Here is an 18,506-nt window from a genome sequence, read left to right on the forward strand (position 1 = left end):
TTTTTCGTGGGATTCAGAGTGATATCGCTCGCAAATATGGGGAGATAAAAATTTAATTCAGGATGTTTTGGATTTTCAGATCTGGAATGCTGCTCGCAGCGTGGGCCGGATAAAACGCATTGCGTCGCCATCCAGCCCACGTTGAGATTTACTTACAGGGTAATCGTCAGCGCATCCGCATCCGGCGTGACAACCGTTCCCCACTCACTGCCCACAGACGAGCCGCCCTTCACGCCGCTAACCTGCGTAATATTACGCAGACACAGCGTCCAGTTACGCGCTTCGCCACTTCCTTGCACGGTGATGGTATTACCCGTGCGCGTCGCTTTCAGCGTGAAGATAACCGAACCGTCAGCCGCCGGGACTTCACAAATCGCCTCCCGACCCTCCTGCAGATGGAACAGCTGGAACGCCGTCCCTTCGTGCCAGGCGTAGTCCGGCTTCTGGTTATTGCAGCCCAGCGCCAGCAGTGTATTGTCGCGCACATAAACAGGCAGACTCAGGAAGTCATGCTGCTGCTTATGCCAGCGGCTGCCCGCCACCTCGTCGTTACGCCACAGATGCGTCCAGCGTCCTTCCGGCAGATAGAACTGCACATCACCCGCCTCGCTAAACACCGGCGCAACCATCACGCTATCGCCCAGCATGTACTGGCGGTCGAGATAATCACATGCCGGATCGTCCGGGAACTCCAGCATCATTGCGCGCATCATCGGCGTTCCGAGTTCATTGGCGCGCGCCGCTTCGCGATACAGGTACGGCATCATGCGGCATTTCTGCTCAGTGAAGTAGCGCACCACGTCGCAGGATTCATCATCGTACGCCCATGGCACACGGTAGGATTTACTACCGTGCAGGCGGCTGTGGCTGGAGAGCAGCCCAAACGCACACCAGCGCTTGTAGACGTGCGCCGGGGCGGTATTCTCAAAGCCGCCAATATCGTGACTCCAGAAGCCAAAGCCGGACAGGCCGATGGACAACCCGCCACGCAGGCTTTCGGCCATTGATTCATAGTTGGCATAGCAGTCACCGCCCCAGTGCACCGGGAACTGTTGCGCGCCGACCGAGGCCGAACGGGCGAACAGCACTGCCTCTTCTTCACCGACGGTCTCTTTCAGCACGTTCCATACCAGTTCGTTGTAGATGTACGCATAATGGTTGTGCATTTTCTGCGGATCGGAACCGTCAAACCACTGCACGTCAGTAGGAATGCGTTCACCAAAGTCAGTTTTGAAGCAGTCAACGCCGATATCCACCAGACCTTTCAGCTTGTTGGCATACCACTCGCAGGCTTCAGGATTGGTGAAGTCATAAATCGCCAGGCCCGGCTGCCATTTATCCCATTGCCACAGGGAGCCGTCCGGGCGCTTGAGCAGATAACCTTTCTCTTTCAGTTCATTGAACAGCGGGGATTTCTGGCCGATATAGGGGTTTATCCATACGCAGACCTTCAGCCCTTTCTCTTTCAGGCGGCGGATCATGCCTTCCGGGTCAGGGAAGGTCACCGGATCCCACTCAAAGTCGCACCACTGGAAGGCTTTCATCCAGAAGCAGTCGAAATGGAAGACGTGCAGCGGCAGATTGCGCTCGGCCATCCCGTCGATAAAACTGTTCACCGTCGCTTCATCGTAATTAGTGGTGAACGATGTAGTCAGCCACAAACCGAATGACCAGGCTGGCGGCAGCGCCGGACGACCAGTAAAGCGGGTATAACGATCCAGCACCGCTTTCGGCGTAGGGCCGTCGATGACGAAATATTCCAGATACTCGCTTTCAACGCTGAACTGCACTTTTGACACTTTCTCAGAGCCAATTTCAAACGACACGCACTGCGGATGGTTTACCAGCACGCCGTAACCACGGTTGGTGAGATAAAACGGGATGTTCTTGTAAGACTGCTCGGTACTGGTGCCGCCATCGCGATTCCATGTTTCCACCGTCTGGCCGTTACGTACCAGCGCAGTAAAGCGTTCACCCAGACCGTACACCGTTTCGCCAACGCCCAGATCCAGGCGTTCAAACATATAGTTTTTCCCGCTGTTGGTGTCCTGCACGTAGCCGTTATTTTTCAGCTGGCTGCCGGTAATACGTTCGCCGTTACGCAAGAAATCCAGCGACCAGAACTCGCCTTTAGTGACCCGCACGCTCAAATTACCGCTTTTCAGTTCGGCAAATTCAGCGGTGTTTTGTATCTCTACGTTGACGTCCTGCAGCACGTTCAGCGGATAATGTGGACCGTTATCCAACGCGCCCTGGAAGTGTTCCATACGCACCCCAACCACGCCTTCCTGCGGCGAGAAAAAGCGCAGGGTGAAGAGTGGAGTATCCAGTTGCCAGGTACGTTCACGCACATCGCGCGGCGCAACGTAGACAATCATCTCGTTACCCTGCTGTTCGACCTCGAACACCTGAATCGGGTGAGTTAAATTCAGGCCAGGCTGCGTCAGCCAGTTTCCGTCGCTAATTTTCATCGTTGGTTCCTTAGTTCTGTAATTCTTTCGTCGAAAAATCCTGCTGATTGCGGTGCGCACCGTGAGCCAGCTGACTCATGATTTCCGTCAGATACGGCGTTTTCAGGGTATAGAAGCGTTTGGCAATCACGGCACTCAACAGGTAACAAATAGCTGGGACAATCGTGAACAATGCGATAATGATGCTAATGGTGGCGCTGTTCTGGGTTTTCGCTGCGGCATCGTAACCGCCGCCCGCCAGCATCCAGCCGATCATCGCCCCGCCGAACGCCAGACCCAGCTTCAGCACGAACAGCGTGCCCGCGAAGCTGATCCCCGTCAGACGTTTTCCGTTACACCACTCGCCGTAATCAACGGTATCGGACATCATCACCCACTGGATTGGCGTCACGAGCTGATGCAGCACGCCAATCACGAAGATGAAGGCAAACATGGTGAGGTTGGCATGCATCGGCACGAAGAACATTGCCAGACTGACGACCGCCAGCAGGGCGTTCGTCCACCAGAAGACGCTGACTTTGCATTTCCAGTCAGTCAGCGGTTTTGCCAGCGCAGAGCCGATAAGATTGCCGACGCAATAGGTGGTGAGGAAGGCGACAAACACTTCCGGGGTACCCAGAATCCAGGTGACGTAATACATCATTGCCCCGCCGCGAACGCAGACGGCCAGGATGTTGAGGATGGTCAGCAGGCCGACGATGCGCCATTGGTCGTTCTGCCAGATGTCGCGCAGGTCTTCACGCATTGAGTTGCTGCTCGGCGGCGCTTCCACACGTTCTTTGGTGGTGAAGAAGCAAAACGCCAGCATCAGGAACGCCACAACCGAGAGCACGGCAATCCCGCCCTGGAAGCCCAGCGCTTTATCTTCGCCGCCAATCAGATTCACCAGCGGCATCATCAGCACGGTGGAGAGCATGCCGCCCGCCGTCGCCAGCACAAAGCGCCATGACTGCAGGGAGATACGCTGCGTTGGGTCATTGGTTATCACACCGCCCAGCGCGCAGTAGGGAATATTCACCACGGTATAAAGCAGGGTCAGCAGCGTGTAGGTGATTGCGGCATAAATCATTTTGCCGTGCAGGCTGAGATCCGGCGTGCTGTAGGCGAGCACACAGACCAGACCAAATGGCAGAGCGCCAAACAGCACCCACGGGCGGAATTTCCCCCAGCGCGAACGGGTGCGGTCGGCGAGCAGTCCCATGCAAGGGTCTGAGATAGCATCCAGCGCGCGAGCCAGTAAGAACATCGTGCCGACAAAACCGGCCGGGATACCAAAAATATCGGTATAGAAGAACATCATATATAACATAACGTTATCAAAGATGATGTGGCTGGCGGCATCGCCCATGCCGTAGCCAATCTTCTCTTTAACGGACAAAATCTCACTTTTCATTACGCATCCTTGTTAGCACTTTCACACGCACAGATACCGGTTACAGTTCTTGTAAACCATCCCTGTGAGCGCGGGTATTCCGATATCTCGTTATCAAATTACGATTCTTGTTTTCTGTGATCAGGGTAGCGTCTGAAAATGTGTCTAAGTGTAAGTAATGGATTTTGCGGGGATTTATTTGAAACTGGTCATGGTATAGAGAAACGGAAGTTAAAAAAGTGAGTGAGGGGGTGTGGAAACGTTTGGAAGTAGCTATAATGCGCCCCGCCTCCATGTAGCAATCGAGGCGCGGAAGATCGTCATCTCCGGTGAGGTGGCTGGACTTCAAATCCAGTTGGGGCCGCCAGCGGTCCCGGGCAGGTTCGACTCCTGTGATCTTCCGCCAAAATTCTCATATCATCCCAGCCATTTGCCATATATTCTCAGCATATGCATGCTTTTATAATTCTCGCCCACAATATCTATTTTCATTTATGATTAACGAGAATCCCATATGAGCACTGCCCTTACGATCATGGCCATTGCTGCTACTGTAATTAGCCCATTATTAGCCATTCAGACACAGAAATTTATAGAAAGATATTCTCAGAAAAAATCATTAAAAATTGATATATTCAAGCAACTTATGGCTACTCGATCTCAGAACTCTCGACTGTCTAATGAACATGTTCGCGCATTAAATATGATCGACTTAGCATTTTACGGAAAAATAAAAAGAGGAAGAACCAAGAGAAGCGATTCTGAAGGTAAGGTATTATCTTCGTGGAAACTTTACTTTGCACATTTAAATACATCTTACCCTGATAATGATAATGCATCTGGCACCATATGGAACCAAACAAGCAACAATCTTTTTCTAGACTTACTATCAGAGATAGCGAAAGATATTGGCTATGATTTTGAACGAGTTCAATTACAAACAGCCATATATTCACCTATGGCCCACGGGGCAATAGAAAACGATAAATTAAAAATCAGACAGGGGTTGGCTGCAATATTCTCAGGAGAAAATGCCCTAAAAATGGAAATTATAAATATTCCCGCAAGACAGGGCAATTAATCTATTCACTATTTATCCTGTGGCTCAATACCTAACCGTTCCAATTCCTTTCTCCCTAAAGTTTTGAGCCAATTCCCCAAACTCATCCCTTCGGTCTTTGCCGCAGCCTCAAACTGCGCCTTTAACTCAGGCGTGATACGAATCTGGAAAGTTGGTGCTTTTCCGGATTTAGACTGATTTGGATCGCGTTTAGCTGTTGACATGTACGTACCTATAAGAGCAGTATACCATCACCCAGGTACGTACCTTTATATCTGGCGACCTGATTTATAGCGCCCTCGCCTGGTATTCGCAGTACCCGACGAGAGCTAACCTCATCAACTATCAAGGAGTTGATTATGGCTGATTCGCATTCTACCCCAGACACCGACCAATCCGGAACCGAGCGTTCGGTAATTGTGGGATACCGCCCGAATGTTTTCGACAAATCCACACCCAAAATTATTCTTTCCGGCAAGTGGCTACGCGAAGCGGGGTTTGAAACCGGGCAACAGATTACCGTATAAGTGATGAATGGCTGTATCGTCCTGATGGTCTATGGCGTACAGGAGCAACGATTGCAGGATGAGCTGAAAGAGGCCAATCAGAAGTTGAATAGAATTGAGAGCACGCTGGCGACTCTTCAGTGAATTACGAGTCAACATGTAAGTGGCGCTTACATGTTAACCTGATGCCGGATGGCGCTTGCGCTTATCCGGCCTACTTTCACAATACCCTCTGTCTGACCACACACCTCATAGTGACCCCCAGAAAGATATCGACTATAATGAACGAATCGAACGATTCATGCGAAATGGTGACAATATGCATACTCTTACGGCAAATGAAGCCAAAACCCAGTTTGGCGATATGCTACTTAAAGCGCAGCGAGAGCCAGTGCAAATTAACCGTAACGGTAAACCTGTTGCAGTCGTCGTTTCCATTGAGGACTATGAACAAATGGAAGCCATGAAGCACCAGTTACTGAAAGCCAAAATTCAGCGTGCTCAAAACGATATTCATTTGGGCAATACTGTTGATGGTGATGCTTTTTTTGATGAGTTGATGGATCAACACAAAGGATAAAAAGTGAGTTACAAACTTACTGGGGAAGCGCAGCACGATATTATTGAAATCCGTGATTACACATCAAGAAATTGGGGCGCTAAACAGTCCAGGGATTATCTTAAGAAATTACAGGTAGTTCTCTCTCAGTTAGCTGAAATGCCAGGCATGGGGCAGCATCGAATTGATGATTTTGGTGCAGATGTTTACAGCTTTCCTTATGTTAGCCATATGATTTACTACAGTACACAAAACACAAATATTGTTGTATTGGCAATCTTACACCAAAGCCGAGTACCAACAAAACATCTGGGACAACGTTTGTAGCTCACCACCTTATTTGCCGGATGGAGCTGACGCTTATCCGGCCTACTTTCAAAATCAATTACTCTTCCATAACCAATCACCCCACTTATATATAAATATTTTAAATTCAGCCGTAGAATAATTTATTTATTTTTCTCTATTATTAATACCTTCACTATTGCAAACCAATCGTAAAAACCCTCATATATTATTTTCTCAACAAAATGGATTATTAAAATGGCATTTCCTGCTTATCTCTGGCTCAAAGGCGATGGTGGCTTACTTATAAAGGGATCTGTTGATGTAACCAATCGCGAACACTCAATCGAGGTGACATCGTTTAGCCATAACCTTTACATCCCAACGGATGGCAATACAGGAAAGCTTACTGGCACACGTGTGCACGGCGCATTGATTTTTGAGAAGGAATTCGATAGCGCTTCACCTTATCTTTTTAAAGCCGTTGCCACAGGGCAAAGCTTGCAATCGGCAGAATTTAGGTGGTACGAGATCAATAATGCAGGTCAGGAAGCAGAGTACTACAACATGCTCCTCGAAGGGGTTAAAGTTGTATCCGTAACACCGATGATGCATGACACTAAAACTGTCATCAATGTTGGTCATAGAGAACAAGTACAGCTGCGTTACGATAAAATTACTTGGCATTATCTCGATGGTAACATCCAATATTCGGATGCCTGGAATGAACGCATAACCGAATAAGTGAAATCATATGGACACTATCGAAGAGCTTAACGGTACATATTTTTACAGAGGGTTTGCTAATCTTTCAGCAGGAGAACTTCTTTTCTGGATTTTCCTGGATGAAACAAGTGAACAATTTGGCGTAAATGATTACATGACCTTGGGTCTAATTTTACTTGGTCAACCTACGATCGCAACCAGAGGTAAGCCGATAGGGGCAACAGCAGGCACATCACCACTGAGCTCTCAGCTACGACACTGGTTAAATATAGAAACCAGACGTTTACCCACCCTAACTACAGGAAGTATAAGACGATTAAAATTTGCATACGTAACAAATCTGGGCGCTTTTGTTGGAAGATGGATTCCAATATTGGGAATTGCCATAATGGCTTATGACGTGACTGCGATTTCATACAAAGCCACAATTAAATACAACACTATAGCCAGAGGTAAAGATAAGCTATGGTAAGTGATAATGATGTCATCGCCTGGTACGATGAAACATTTAATAAACCCAGCTTATTCTTTAAAAAGCGTTGGCCAGTCACCCTCGATACCAGTCTTTCAACGGGAGATTATGTGTGGGCCAGTGAAACGGGCGCAGACATCATGGATGCTTACTTTGCAACTTTCAATGTTGATTGCGCCAATTTCGATTTCTATAAATATTGGCCTATTGAGACATTCATACTTTATGCAATTTTTACCTGTAGCAGAGATGACGATGAGCCACAGCCATTAACACTCCGCATGCTGGCAGAGTCTGCAAAAGCAGGTAAATGGCTTTATGACTGAGTCTTATTGACGGATGCCATTTATCCGACCTACCGCTTCCAAAAAATAAAGCCGCCGATCGGTTAATCAGCGGCTTTTACATTACTTCATTACATTAGAAGTTATATTTCACACCCAACATACCGCGGGTATCGCTGTAGCCTTTGTCACCAACCTGTTGGGCCACGTTGCTCCACACGTTGAGTCGCGGAGTGATTTGACCTTCAACGCCGACTTTCAGCTCACCGATGTTTTTGGTGCCGCGCATGTCGTTGCTCACATCGTCCATCTTCACGCTGGTTGTCTGTGTGTTGTGGATCCAGTTGGCTTCAACAAACGGCTGGAACTCGCGAGATTTACCGTCGTCGATGGCGTTGTGACCGTTGATAAAGGCTTTCACACCCAGACGGGTCATCAGGTTGCCATCGGTATTATCCTTCACGCGGGTACCGTTCGCTTCGCGGTGACTGTCGGCTTGCACGTCCATCCATACCACCTGCGCTTTTGGTTGCAGCCAGTAGCTGTTGCGCTCGCTTTCACCCAGTTTAAAACTGTAACCGGCTTCAACCGAAGCGGTTATCCCGCTGGATTTGTATTTCTCTGCTGCCTGCTCCTGGCCCATCACTTTGTTATCAAACCAGTTGTACAGCGCCCAGGTATCCACGTAGGTACCGGTCTTGTCGGCGTCATTGGCATACCATGTGCCGTACAGCCCCACGCTGTAACCAGTGACCTGGCCACGTGAATGGTAGCCGGTCAGGCTGGACTGCGTGCGGTTCTGGCTGTTGGCATAACCTGCCATCGCGCCGAGGTGCCAGCGGTCGAGACCGTCGCTACTCCACTGCGCCAGGTCGCCGCCTAACTGCATCACATAACTGTTGCTTTGGGTTTTCAACTGCCCGCTACCGTCTTTGAAGCGGGTATGTGCCCCAACGTTACGCATCCACAGGCTGGTAACTTTCTTCTCACCTGTCAGCATATCGACGTACTGCGTTTCACCCAGACGATCGTGCAGTCGGGTCATAAACAGCGTGTTAGCCGCGTAGTTGTTTGCCAGATAACTGCCTGCTTCCGGACGGTATTGCTGCTCAGTGACAGGAGGCGCAACGGGTTCTTCCGGCTCAGGGATAATCGGGTCTACAGGATCGACCGGGTCTGGATCAATAGGGTCAACCGGGTCCGGATCAACAGGGTCAGGGTCTTCCGGATCCGGCGGAGCAGGAATAAAGCTGGTCAGATACCAGTTGCTGCCCTTCTGCACAACGTTATAGTCGTACGCTCCGGCAACAATACGGTCCGCTTTCTCAAAAGTACCGTCAGAATTACCGGCCACTTCGATGATCTCAATACCTTCAATGGTCTGCGCCCCGGTTCCACCAATGTTATTCACCACCACGAACGCATTACCCGCGGTGTTGCCGAGCACTTTCAGCTTATCGGTTTCGGAGGTATCGTCATTCAGAACGGTATTGAAAACCAGTTTACCGCCGTTCCCGGTAAAATCCTCATTGATGGTAAGCATCTGCCACGGTTCACCGTCAGCATGCCCAAAGTTCACCACTGACCCGCCGTTCAGCGTCAGGTCGGTGAGCGTTGAGCTGTTGGTCATGTTCCAGGTCGCGTCGCTCATTTGCAGCGAGATAACGCCCGTCCCGGCAGTGGCGCTGGTGATGTATGACGCCCCGCTCCACAACGAGTTGTCGGTCATGTTGAGCTTAATGGTACTGTTTTGCTGCGGCAGACTGCTGGTTGCGGCAGTCGCGCCTGCGGCATGAAGATCGCCATCGATGAGGAAGCGCCCGCCAGTAGAACCGTCTACGATGCCACCCGTTTCGGTGCTGATGGCATAACTTTCGTTGCTGTGATCGCCCGCCATGGCAATGGCGGCACCGCCTGCCAGGTTTATCGCCCCGCGTGAAGTCGCATACAGGCCGCGTGGCGCTTTGCTGTATGACGCAGCTTTCGCCGAACTGTTCACGTTGATCGTTGCGTTTTCACCGAGATTCACGGTCGCGTTGGTGGAGTAAACCGCATGTGCGCTGACGCCGTTGACCGTAATCGTCGCGTTGTTGCCTAGTTCCGTTTTGGACGATGAGGCGGCATAAATCCCCGTTGAAGAAGCACCCGAAGTCTCGATGGTGGCGTCATTGCCAAGCAGGATTGAGGAACCGCTCTGCCCGGTGCGAAGACCTTCTGAGCTATCACCGATCGTCACAATGTGTGCCCGGTCGCCGACCACAATTGTATTTTTGGCCTGCGTGGCGTCTTTCATCGCGTTGGCTGTGATACCACGTCCCTGGGAACCGGTGGTTTGAATATACAGATCGTCGCCGACGTAAATGCTGGCCGAGCCCTTCCAACCCTGGCTATAGGAGTTGTAACCGGCGTTAATACCGTCACCATCCTGACCGTCCACATAAATACTGGTGCGATCCCCGGTGATGATAAAGACCGGGTTATCCGGCGTATTGGCCCCGTGCGTGCGGATACCGTCAACATCTTTACCATTATTGGCGGCATTCTTCGACTGCGTGCGAATCGTCAGGTCGTCCCCAAAAATAACGCCCGGACTACCCGTTGTACTGTTCTGAATAACGGTAACAGAGTGCTCAAAAGCTTCAGCACCGGGTCCATTAATCGTTAATCCATTGCCATAAACAGGAATCGTGCCCGCACTCCATTGATAAACATAATTCGGCATGGCGCTGGTTTTAGCGAAACTGGCATTTGCCTGCGCTGGAATTATTGCCTGCAATTCCGGGGGCAGACTGCTAACCAGTCCGCTGGAAGGTAGACTATCAACGTCAACCCATGCCGCATGAGCTGAAAATACCATAGAGGTTAATGCGGCTGAAACCGCTATGGCAATACGAGAATAAGATTTGGGATTTGGCATATTAGCCTCCTGCTTTCAGGCGTAGAGCGTCCACCACATCGCAAGGATGTGAAAATAATAAAACTCAAAAATACGTTATAAAATGTTCGACAATATTTGATGAATACTATGGCCTAACTTATCTTCAAGCCTGAGCTTGTAGACATATATTTTCTTAATATCGATATTATCTATTTTGGTAATTTGCTGAATACTTTTCCCTGACACAAAACGCTTCAGTAATATCATTTCTGTATAGTTAAGTGAGCGTCCACGTTTGCTGTTGGCGAGATGGCCAGTAAAGAGTCGCCTGATTTTCTGATGTTGAACTTCGTCATCATCATCGGAATATATAATCCCTTGTATTTTATTGCTTTTGGACAGCCAGTAGTTGGCTAATGGCGCCAGATTCCTGTCAGCTATCAACACAATATGCATACCGCTGTAGGCCAGCCGGTCAACCCATTGCGGGTCGGAAAACAGGCGTAGATTAGGGAAAGAAAAATCCACAAAAATAAACCCACGCGACAAATGGTTCTGATTATTAAGCAGAAGCTTTTCAATAATTCCTTTTTGCAGAAAGCCATTCCCCTCAGGCCAGATAGCAAAAGCGGCACGGTGACAGTAACTGGCGCGAACCGCAGTATCTGGAAATAATTGACAGGATAATTCACAGCTTATGCAACGAACAGTCTGTGACGGTGATCTCTTCATCAAAAATGACTCCTGTTATTTTTCCATAAATATTTCATTGGTAAATAAATGTGTCAATCCAACACGTAGTACGTTCCTTGTCAGTTAATAACAGTGGCGCTAATAAAATGTAATAAACTCCTGATGCACTAATATGTATGGGCTGTGAGTAATACGATTGCGCTAAGCTTATTTACGCTTTATCTCAGAATAACAACCTATGCTTTAGGAATTTTATGCATAAATTCAGATTCTAAGATAAACAGTAAAAAAGCACTATTTGCTAAAAAATAACCTGCATAAAGGTTGCTTACTAATTATGTAATTCTGATAACTGAATCACCCTTGTCATGTTGTGGACAAATATAAAGATAATTCAGATAAAACTGTAATGAATTCTCATTATTTAACCTTAGGTAATTTTAACCTAAGAGATAGGATTGTTAACATGTTGTATTTAAAGGATTTTTAATAATTAAGCAAAATTCTTATCTTCAATCATGAACAAAGAGTGAGGCGCATTATCGATTTGGATGTAAAATTTAAAGGATGCGTTAGCACACGCTGTGATTCGTTTTGTTTACTGAGGGCTGGGCAATTGTACCTTATCAATCAGTTGGTCGAATTTAATCCTGATAGCAAAAGTCTGGTCAATCGTCAGACCGGGCGAGCAATTCAGCTCCAGCTCCCTGCCTCGCTCTGTTTTCTCTATTTAATTACTCACGCAAGTGACATTGTTTCCCAGAACACGTTGATGACAATTGGTTGGGGTGAAAGAAATAATGTGACCACCACCAACACATTTTACCAGGCTATTCTGACTCTACGAAACGCGCTGGCGGACGTGGGGTTGCCTCGTGATACGGTGAAAACTATTTCCCGACGCGGGCTCAGATTAAATGAAAATACGCAAGTAGAGACAATAACGCTTCAACAGAGTGAAGTTTCCCCGCCGCCGGTTATTGAAGAAATCACACCCGCAAAGATAATTCCTTCGACACCACAACAAACGGTGCAGATACCCTGGTTTGAGGTTTTATTTAGCGCCAGTGTCGTGATTGCCACGTTGATCATCTGGCTGGTGTGGTATCAAACGCGCCCTGTTATGCCGTTTAGTAAATTTGTCCCGGTCTCCATGCAGACCCCTTCGCGGCAAAATTGCAAAATCTATTACTCGCCAAATGAACACGACCAACAAGGCTATTTCAATCTGATGCAACTGCATCCCTATCTCTGTGAAAACAACAAACATGTTTTTCTTTCCGGCTACAGCAAAGCGGAGAGAATCGTAGCATTTGTCTGTGATAAAGATGCGCGAGTAGATGCTAACGCGTTTTGTACTACTCATTATTACTGGATGCGCGGGAAATGAAAAAAACACACCACCTTATTTTGCTCGTAATCGGCCTTGCGATATTGCTCGGTTCAGGCGGGTGGCTATGGTATTCACGCTATGCCGACAAGCCGCTGAATTGCATCGGTAACATGGAATGGAACATTGGCAGCAATCGTTTTACCGGTACGTTATCGTTTCGGATGTACAACAGTGAAGGCCTGGCCACCATTAACGGAAAACTGTACGGGCGTAATACCTCAGACATTAGCAGGAACATCTATTTTAACTACACCCAAAAGCGTGATGCGCGAGTGCTACAGGCGATGCAGGTCGTCAAAACCTTCGCCGACACCGCTGATGAAGCGGATATTAACAACACATTACCTGGATTTTATCGTCAAAGCGGACGAAGCCTGAGCCTGGTCATGGAGGAGTATAAAGGTGCATGGATTTTTGCCAGCTCCAATGTGCCCTCGCTGTATTGCCGCAAAAGGTAACGTCATATCCGGAAACAAAAAGTACGGCCCCTCAATGAAATTCACATTTGTCATCATTAACTTACGCGACATGGGTCACTGAATCCACACATAACCCATTGCTATTCTTCATCGCGAATCAGGAAACATCCTGAATATCACAATATCCGTTGCGTAATAATTAAGCGAAATGGGCGTTTTATTTTGCTCAGAAGACTTCAACCTACGAATGGATATTTGGAGAAGACGTGGGCAGGGACGTTTATCTCTCTCGCGAGCAATGTCTGAGCATTCAGGCGTTATCGCATTTCAGGAAACGATGTGTTTCCGGTGTATTTTTGGCGTACATATGAGGGATACGTAATGTTTACTTTTAAAAAGTGCCTGATTGCACTTTCTATAAATTTGGCCGTTGTTTCATCAGGTTTTGCGTGTACGACCCTGCTGGTCGGCAACGAAGCATCAGCGGACGGCTCCATGCTGGTCGCCCGTAGCGCAGACAGCGATGCCCTGAAAGCACAGCATTTTGTCATTCATCCGGCAAAGCAAAATCAGACCGGGGTATACAGCACCAAAGCACATAATGGTGCGAATGATTTTACCTGGCCACTGCCGAAAAACTCTCTGCGTTATACCACCGTTCCAAACTGGAAAACCCAACTACACGGCGCTACAGGATTTAACGAATTGGGCGTTGGCGTGAGCGGTACAGAATCCATTTTTGCCTCACCGAAAGCACTGGCCGCCGACCCATACGTTGAGGATAAAGGGATCACCGAAGACGATATCCCGGATATTCTACTGTCACAAAGTAAAACCGCGCGTGAAGCCGTGGCGCTGTTGGGCCATATCGTTGAGACCGTCGGCGCAGGCGAAGGTTTTGGCGTTGCCGTCGTCGACGATAACGAGATCTGGTACCTGGAAACCGGCAGCGGCCATCAGTGGATGGCGCAACGCCTGCCGAATAACCAGTATTTTGCCACCGGTAATCAGGGCCGCTTACAGGATTACGATCCTAAAAATCCGGACATGATGGCGTCAAAAAACCTGATTCAATTTGCGACAGAAAAAGGTCTGTACGATCCAGCGAAAGACGGTAAATTCAGCTTCTCCAAAGCCTATACCCGTGATGACGAGCGTGACCGCACGTATAACGACCCTCGCGTATGGACCATCCAGAAAGAGTTCAATCCTTCCGTAAATCAGGATATGGCCAAAGGGCGCGAATTCCCGGTCTTCATGACGCCAGAGAAGAAAATGACGCTGGACGATGTGAAGGCCGTGTTGCGTAGTCACTATGAAGGGACCAGCCATGACCCGTACACCAACGGTCTGAACGGCAAAGAGCCATGGCGTCCGGTAAGCGTTTTCCGTACCTATGAAGCGCACGTCATGCAGGTCCGTCCGTGGTTGCCAAAAGAGATTGGTGAAACGACCTACATTGGCCTGGGCATGGCTGACCTCACCGCCTTTGTTCCGTACTACAGCGGCCTGAAAGCGTATCCGGCTAACTACACGATGGGTACCGATAAAGCGGACGATCAGTCTATCTACTGGAAATATCGTAAATTACAAACGCTGACGATGACCGATTATCCGAAGCTCGCGCCAATCGTCAAAAAAGCCTACAAAGCGTGGGAAGACAAAGTGGCGAAGGAGCAAAAAGAGGTCGAAGCAGAGTATCTGAAGATGGCGAAAACCGATAAACCTGCCGCCGATAAGATGCTGAATGACTTCAACCTGCGCATCATGGCCGACGCCGAGAAGCTGACGGAAGATCTAACCAATCAGCTATTTACCATCCGCACTAAAGACATTCAGTCTGATATTTTCTTTGCGAATGCAACGAAAAAAGACTGAGTAACGACGCGATAGTATTCTGGCGTAAAGCGCTTATTAGCTTTGCGCCAGCATTTCACACCGCGCCTTCACCGCCTCGTGCAGAAGGCGTACCGCGGTTGAAAGCTGCTTCCGATGCGGGCAAATCATATTCAGCGGGACTTTCTCTCCCTGATAATCCGACATCAGCAGTTGTAATCGACCGTCACGCACATCCTCGCTGACATCCAGCCACGACTTGTACGCCACACCTTCTCCGGCAATCGCCAGGCGCCGGATCACTTCCGCATCGTCACTCATAATGGTGCCGTTAACCTGCACACTACTGACCTCGCCGTTGCGCGTAAATGTCCAGCGATCGTGCAGGCGGCCGCGTAATACGAAAGTCATGGCGTTGAGCTGTGTTAAATCATCCAGTTTTTGCGGCGCGCCGTTTTGCTCAACCCATTCCGGTGATGCCACCAGCACGCGTCGGTTACCCGGTGCAACCGGCAGCGCAATGTAAGACGCGTCTTCGGTGTTGCCATAGCGAAACGCAACATCGACGGGGTCTTTAAAGACATCCGTTACCTGGTCGGAGAAAAAAATCCGCAGGCGCAGCGCGGGATAGCGGCGTCGAAACGACTGAAAGACCGGTAGCAGCAGGTTACGACCGAGATCGGAAGGCACGGCGATTTGCAGCGTGCCTGATACTTCATCTTCCGGGGTCTGAATTTTTTGCAACCCGGCATGCATTACATCCAGCATCTGGCGGGCATAGGGTAACCAGACTTCACCTTCTGGCGTCAGGCGCAGGCTGCGCGTGGAGCGGGCGAACAAGCGGATAGCCAACGTAGACTCCAGGCGCTTGATAGCTGAACTGACCTGAGCAGGCTGAACGCCGACTTCGCGCGCGGCATCGCTAAAACTATTCAGCGCCGCGGCGCGGACAAACAACGTGAGATCTTCAAGCCGGAACATTTTCACTCCCCGAGTATAAGTCCTGTCGCCATAGGGCTATTTTTCCCGTTCTGTTACCGGTTTACCATCGAATTATTCAACTGATTCCTGTAACCGGAGAGACCATGAAAGCCATCGCCATTACCCGCGCCGCGACCGACGGCAATAACATTGAATTTTTACAAGAGATTGACCTGCCCATGCCAGTCGCTACCGGGCACGATCTGCTGGTTGAAGTGAAAGCCATTTCCGTCAACCCCGTCGATACCAAGGTCCGCGAAGGTTTTAACGCTGATGTGCCGCGCGTACTGGGCTGGGACGCAGTTGGCGTGGTGAAGTCCGTGGGTGAAGCCGTCACCCTATTTTCACCCGGCGATGAAGTTTGGTACGCCGGAGCGCTCGGCCGCGCTGGCAGTAACAGTGAATTTCAGCTGGTTGATGAACGTATTACCGCGCTGAAGCCAAAAACACTGGATAATGCTTCTGCTGCGGCGCTGCCACTAACCGCTATCACCGCCTGGGAAATGCTGTTCGACCGTCTGGGCGTTGAGGAAAATGGCAATGAAGATGATGTGTTATTGATTGTTGGCGCGGCTGGCGGCGTCGGTTCTATTCTGACGCAACTGGCCAGTAAGCTGACCAAAATGATCGTCATCGGTACCGCATCACGTCCGCAGAGCCAGAAATGGGTACGTGAAGCGGGCGCTCATCATGTGATTGACCACAGCAAGCCGTTGACGGAAGAGCTGGCACGGATAGGCATTAAAGAGGTGACGCACGTTGCCAGCCTGAACAATACCGAGCAGCACTATTCGCAAATTATTGCCGCACTGGCGCCGCAGGGCAAACTGGCGCTGATTGACGATCCGCAAACTCTCGATGCACGCCCGCTGAAGGCCAAAAGCATTTCGCTGCACTGGGAGTTTATGTTTACCCGTTCGATGTTTACCACCCACGACATCATTGCGCAGCATCAGTTACTGACCCGTGTGGCGCAGCTGATCGACGACAGCACCCTCCGTACCACGCTGGGCGAACATTTTGGCGCGATTACCGCGGCAAATCTGCAAAAAGCCCACACACAAATTGAAACCGGTCACTCGGTCGGCAAGATTGTGCTGGAGGGGTTTTAACATGTCTGATTCTGACGTGATTTCAATTATTGCGGTACTGAAAGCCAAACCGGGGAAAATCGACGCACTGAAACAGGCGCTACAAGCTCTGCTGCTGCCCACGCGCCGGGAGCCGGGCAATATTGAATATGCCCTGTTCCAGTTACGCGACACGCCGGATGTGTTCTACGTGCGCGAATCCTGGCGCGGTCAGGCCGGTCTGGATGAGCATATCGCTCTGCCACATTTCCAGGCGTTCATTCTACAAATGAACGATCTGCTAGGGAAGGTGCGAACAAGTTCCTGATATGAGATCATCATATTCATCCGGAGCGCATCCCAGAGGGACATCATGAGCCATCAACTCACCTTCGCCGATAGTGAATTCAGCACTAAGCGCCGTCAGACCCGAAAAGAGATTTTCCTCTCCCGCATGGAGCAGATTCTGCCATGGCAGAATATGACCGCTGTCATCGAGCCGTTTTATCCCAAGGCGGGCAATGGCCGACGGCCCTATCCGCTGGAGACCATGCTGCGTATTCACTGCATGCAGCATTGGTACAACCTGAGCGACGGTGCCATGGAAGATGCCCTGTACGAAATCGCCTCCATGCGCCTGTTTGCCCGATTATCCCTGGATAGCGCCCTGCCGGATCGCACCACCATCATGAATTTCCGCCACCTGCTCGAGCAGCATCAACTGGCCCGTCAATTGTTCAAGACCATCAATCGCTGGCTGGCCGAAGCAGGCGTCATGATGACCCAAGGCACTTTGGTGGATGCCACCATCATTGAGGCACCCAGCTCTACCAAGAACAAAGAGCAGCAACGCGATCCGGAGATGCATCAGACCAAGAAAGGCAATCAGTGGCACTTTGGCATGAAGGCCCACATTGGTGTCGATGCCAAGAGTGGCCTGACCCACAGCCTGGTCACCACCGCGGCCAACGAGCATGACCTCAATCAGCTGGGTAATCTGCTTCATGGAGAGGAGCAATTTGTCTCAGCCGATGCCGGCTACCAAGGAGCGCCACAGCGCGAGGAGCTGGCCGAGGTGGATGTGGACTGGCTGATCGCCGAGCGTCCCGGCAGGGTAAAAACCTTGAAGCAGCATCCGCGCAAGAACAAAACGGCCATCAACATCGAATACATGAAAGCCAGCATCCGTGCCAGGGTGGAGCACCCGTTTCGCATCATCAAGCGGCAGTTCGGCTTCGTGAAAGCCAGATACAAGGGGCTGCTGAAAAACGATAACCAACTGGCGATGTTATTCACCCTGGCCAACCTGTTTCGGGTGGACCAAATGATACGTCAGTGGGAGAGATCTCAGTAAAAACCGGAAATAACGCCAGAAATGGTGGAAAAAATAGCCTAAATAGGCTGATTCGATGTGTTTGCGGGAAAAAAATCGGCCCAGATCCGCGAAATTTTAATCAGCGAGTCAGCTTGGGAAGAAATGACCTGCTTATTCGCACCTTCC

At 49.8% G+C, this 18,506-nt stretch carries 18 protein-coding genes, 1 tRNA gene and 1 pseudogene; 14 read left to right on the top strand and 6 right to left on the bottom strand.

Translation table 11 applies throughout. From position 1 onward, the window contains the following. Window positions 1-152: 152 nt before the first annotated feature. Window positions 153-2,471 carry an alpha-xylosidase gene (gene yicI / locus OGY72_RS22115; RefSeq protein ID WP_126956518.1) on the bottom strand — a complete coding sequence of 773 codons (2,319 nt, stop codon included), beginning with the start codon at window positions 2,469-2,471 and terminating at the stop codon, window positions 153-155. 10 nt (window positions 2,472-2,481) lie between these two features. Next, window positions 2,482-3,864, bottom strand: a complete 1,383-nt coding sequence (locus tag OGY72_RS22120; protein ID WP_279275362.1) for a glycoside-pentoside-hexuronide family transporter — start codon at window positions 3,862-3,864, stop codon at window positions 2,482-2,484. 290 nt (window positions 3,865-4,154) lie between these two features. On the opposite strand from OGY72_RS22120, the gene OGY72_RS22125 reads away from it, so the two are divergent. Beyond that, a tRNA-Sec gene (locus OGY72_RS22125) sits at window positions 4,155-4,249 on the top strand. A gap of 108 nt (window positions 4,250-4,357) precedes the next feature. After that, window positions 4,358-4,924 carry a DUF6680 family protein gene (locus OGY72_RS22130; protein ID WP_003827197.1) on the top strand — a complete coding sequence of 189 codons (567 nt, stop codon included), beginning with the start codon at window positions 4,358-4,360 and terminating at the stop codon, window positions 4,922-4,924. Window positions 4,925-4,932: 8 nt separating this feature from the next. On the opposite strand, the gene OGY72_RS22135 is transcribed toward OGY72_RS22130, so the two are convergent. Then, window positions 4,933-5,127 carry a toxin-antitoxin system HicB family antitoxin gene (locus tag OGY72_RS22135; protein ID WP_003827195.1) on the bottom strand — a complete coding sequence of 65 codons (195 nt, stop codon included), beginning with the start codon at window positions 5,125-5,127 and terminating at the stop codon, window positions 4,933-4,935. A gap of 135 nt (window positions 5,128-5,262) precedes the next feature. On the opposite strand from OGY72_RS22135, the pseudogene OGY72_RS22140 reads away from it, so the two are divergent. From OGY72_RS22140 to OGY72_RS22165, 6 genes and pseudogenes are all read left to right on the top strand, one after another. Beyond that, window positions 5,263-5,553, top strand: a pseudogene (locus tag OGY72_RS22140) (SymE family type I addiction module toxin). Between the two features lie 175 nt (window positions 5,554-5,728). Beyond that, the gene (locus tag OGY72_RS22145; protein WP_191213690.1) at window positions 5,729-5,989 is read left to right on the top strand and encodes a type II toxin-antitoxin system Phd/YefM family antitoxin; all 261 of its coding nucleotides are present in this window, start codon (window positions 5,729-5,731) and stop codon (window positions 5,987-5,989) included. A gap of 3 nt (window positions 5,990-5,992) precedes the next feature. After that, complete coding sequence (locus tag OGY72_RS22150) at window positions 5,993-6,295, top strand: type II toxin-antitoxin system RelE/ParE family toxin (protein WP_286549489.1); 303 nt, start codon at window positions 5,993-5,995, stop codon at window positions 6,293-6,295. A gap of 216 nt (window positions 6,296-6,511) precedes the next feature. Further along, window positions 6,512-6,997 (top strand): Hcp family type VI secretion system effector, encoded by a 486-nt coding sequence (locus OGY72_RS22155; protein ID WP_286549492.1) that lies wholly within the window; start codon window positions 6,512-6,514, stop codon window positions 6,995-6,997. Window positions 6,998-7,007: 10 nt separating this feature from the next. Next, complete coding sequence (locus tag OGY72_RS22160; protein ID WP_286549493.1) at window positions 7,008-7,451, top strand: STM2901 family protein; 444 nt, start codon at window positions 7,008-7,010, stop codon at window positions 7,449-7,451. Continuing rightward, entirely contained in the window at window positions 7,445-7,777 is a 333-nt protein-coding gene (locus OGY72_RS22165; protein WP_003827189.1) for a DUF1493 family protein, read from the top strand. Before OGY72_RS22160 ends, OGY72_RS22165 begins: the two co-directional genes overlap by 7 nt. Before the next feature lie 94 nt (window positions 7,778-7,871). Here OGY72_RS22165 and misL read toward each other — a convergent pair whose 3' ends face one another. Further along, window positions 7,872-10,652 (bottom strand): intestinal colonization autotransporter adhesin MisL, encoded by a 2,781-nt coding sequence (misL, locus tag OGY72_RS22170; protein ID WP_286549499.1) that lies wholly within the window; start codon window positions 10,650-10,652, stop codon window positions 7,872-7,874. 75 nt (window positions 10,653-10,727) lie between these two features. After that, a complete protein-coding gene (locus tag OGY72_RS22175; RefSeq protein WP_003827187.1) occupies window positions 10,728-11,345 on the bottom strand; it encodes a helix-turn-helix transcriptional regulator in 618 nt (205 codons plus the stop codon). Window positions 11,346-11,922: 577 nt separating this feature from the next. Between OGY72_RS22175 and OGY72_RS22180 the strand changes: the two genes are divergently transcribed. From OGY72_RS22180 to OGY72_RS22190, 3 genes are all read left to right on the top strand, one after another. Further along, window positions 11,923-12,696, top strand: coding sequence for a winged helix-turn-helix domain-containing protein (locus tag OGY72_RS22180; protein WP_279275993.1), 774 nt, complete (start codon window positions 11,923-11,925; stop codon window positions 12,694-12,696). Further along, complete coding sequence (locus OGY72_RS22185) at window positions 12,693-13,157, top strand: YqeJ family protein (RefSeq protein ID WP_126317210.1); 465 nt, start codon at window positions 12,693-12,695, stop codon at window positions 13,155-13,157. The genes OGY72_RS22180 and OGY72_RS22185 overlap by 4 nt, the downstream gene beginning before the upstream one ends. Window positions 13,158-13,499: 342 nt before the next feature. Beyond that, entirely contained in the window at window positions 13,500-14,996 is a 1,497-nt protein-coding gene (locus OGY72_RS22190) for a C69 family dipeptidase (protein ID WP_286549504.1), read from the top strand. 36 nt (window positions 14,997-15,032) lie between these two features. Here OGY72_RS22190 and OGY72_RS22195 read toward each other — a convergent pair whose 3' ends face one another. Further along, window positions 15,033-15,935, bottom strand: coding sequence for a LysR family transcriptional regulator (locus OGY72_RS22195; RefSeq protein ID WP_148361308.1), 903 nt, complete (start codon window positions 15,933-15,935; stop codon window positions 15,033-15,035). A 104-nt stretch (window positions 15,936-16,039) separates the two neighbouring features. Here OGY72_RS22195 and OGY72_RS22200 point away from each other — a divergent pair, with 104 nt between their 5' ends. From OGY72_RS22200 to OGY72_RS22210, 3 genes are read left to right on the top strand one after another with little or no spacing between them, the layout of a single operon-like run. After that, window positions 16,040-17,047: a zinc-binding alcohol dehydrogenase family protein gene (locus OGY72_RS22200; RefSeq protein WP_286549506.1), complete on the top strand. Its 1,008-nt coding sequence runs from the start codon at window positions 16,040-16,042 to the stop codon at window positions 17,045-17,047. 1 nt (window position 17,048) lies between these two features. After that, window positions 17,049-17,333, top strand: a complete 285-nt coding sequence (locus tag OGY72_RS22205) for a putative quinol monooxygenase (protein ID WP_286549508.1) — start codon at window positions 17,049-17,051, stop codon at window positions 17,331-17,333. A gap of 45 nt (window positions 17,334-17,378) precedes the next feature. Further along, entirely contained in the window at window positions 17,379-18,359 is a 981-nt protein-coding gene (locus OGY72_RS22210; RefSeq protein ID WP_000019450.1) for an IS5-like element ISKpn26 family transposase, read from the top strand. The last annotated feature ends 147 nt before the right edge of the window (window positions 18,360-18,506 follow it).

The sequence above is a fragment of the Citrobacter sp. Cpo221 genome (genome assembly GCF_030332345.1).
GTDB classification, from domain to species: domain Bacteria; phylum Pseudomonadota; class Gammaproteobacteria; order Enterobacterales; family Enterobacteriaceae; genus Citrobacter; species Citrobacter portucalensis.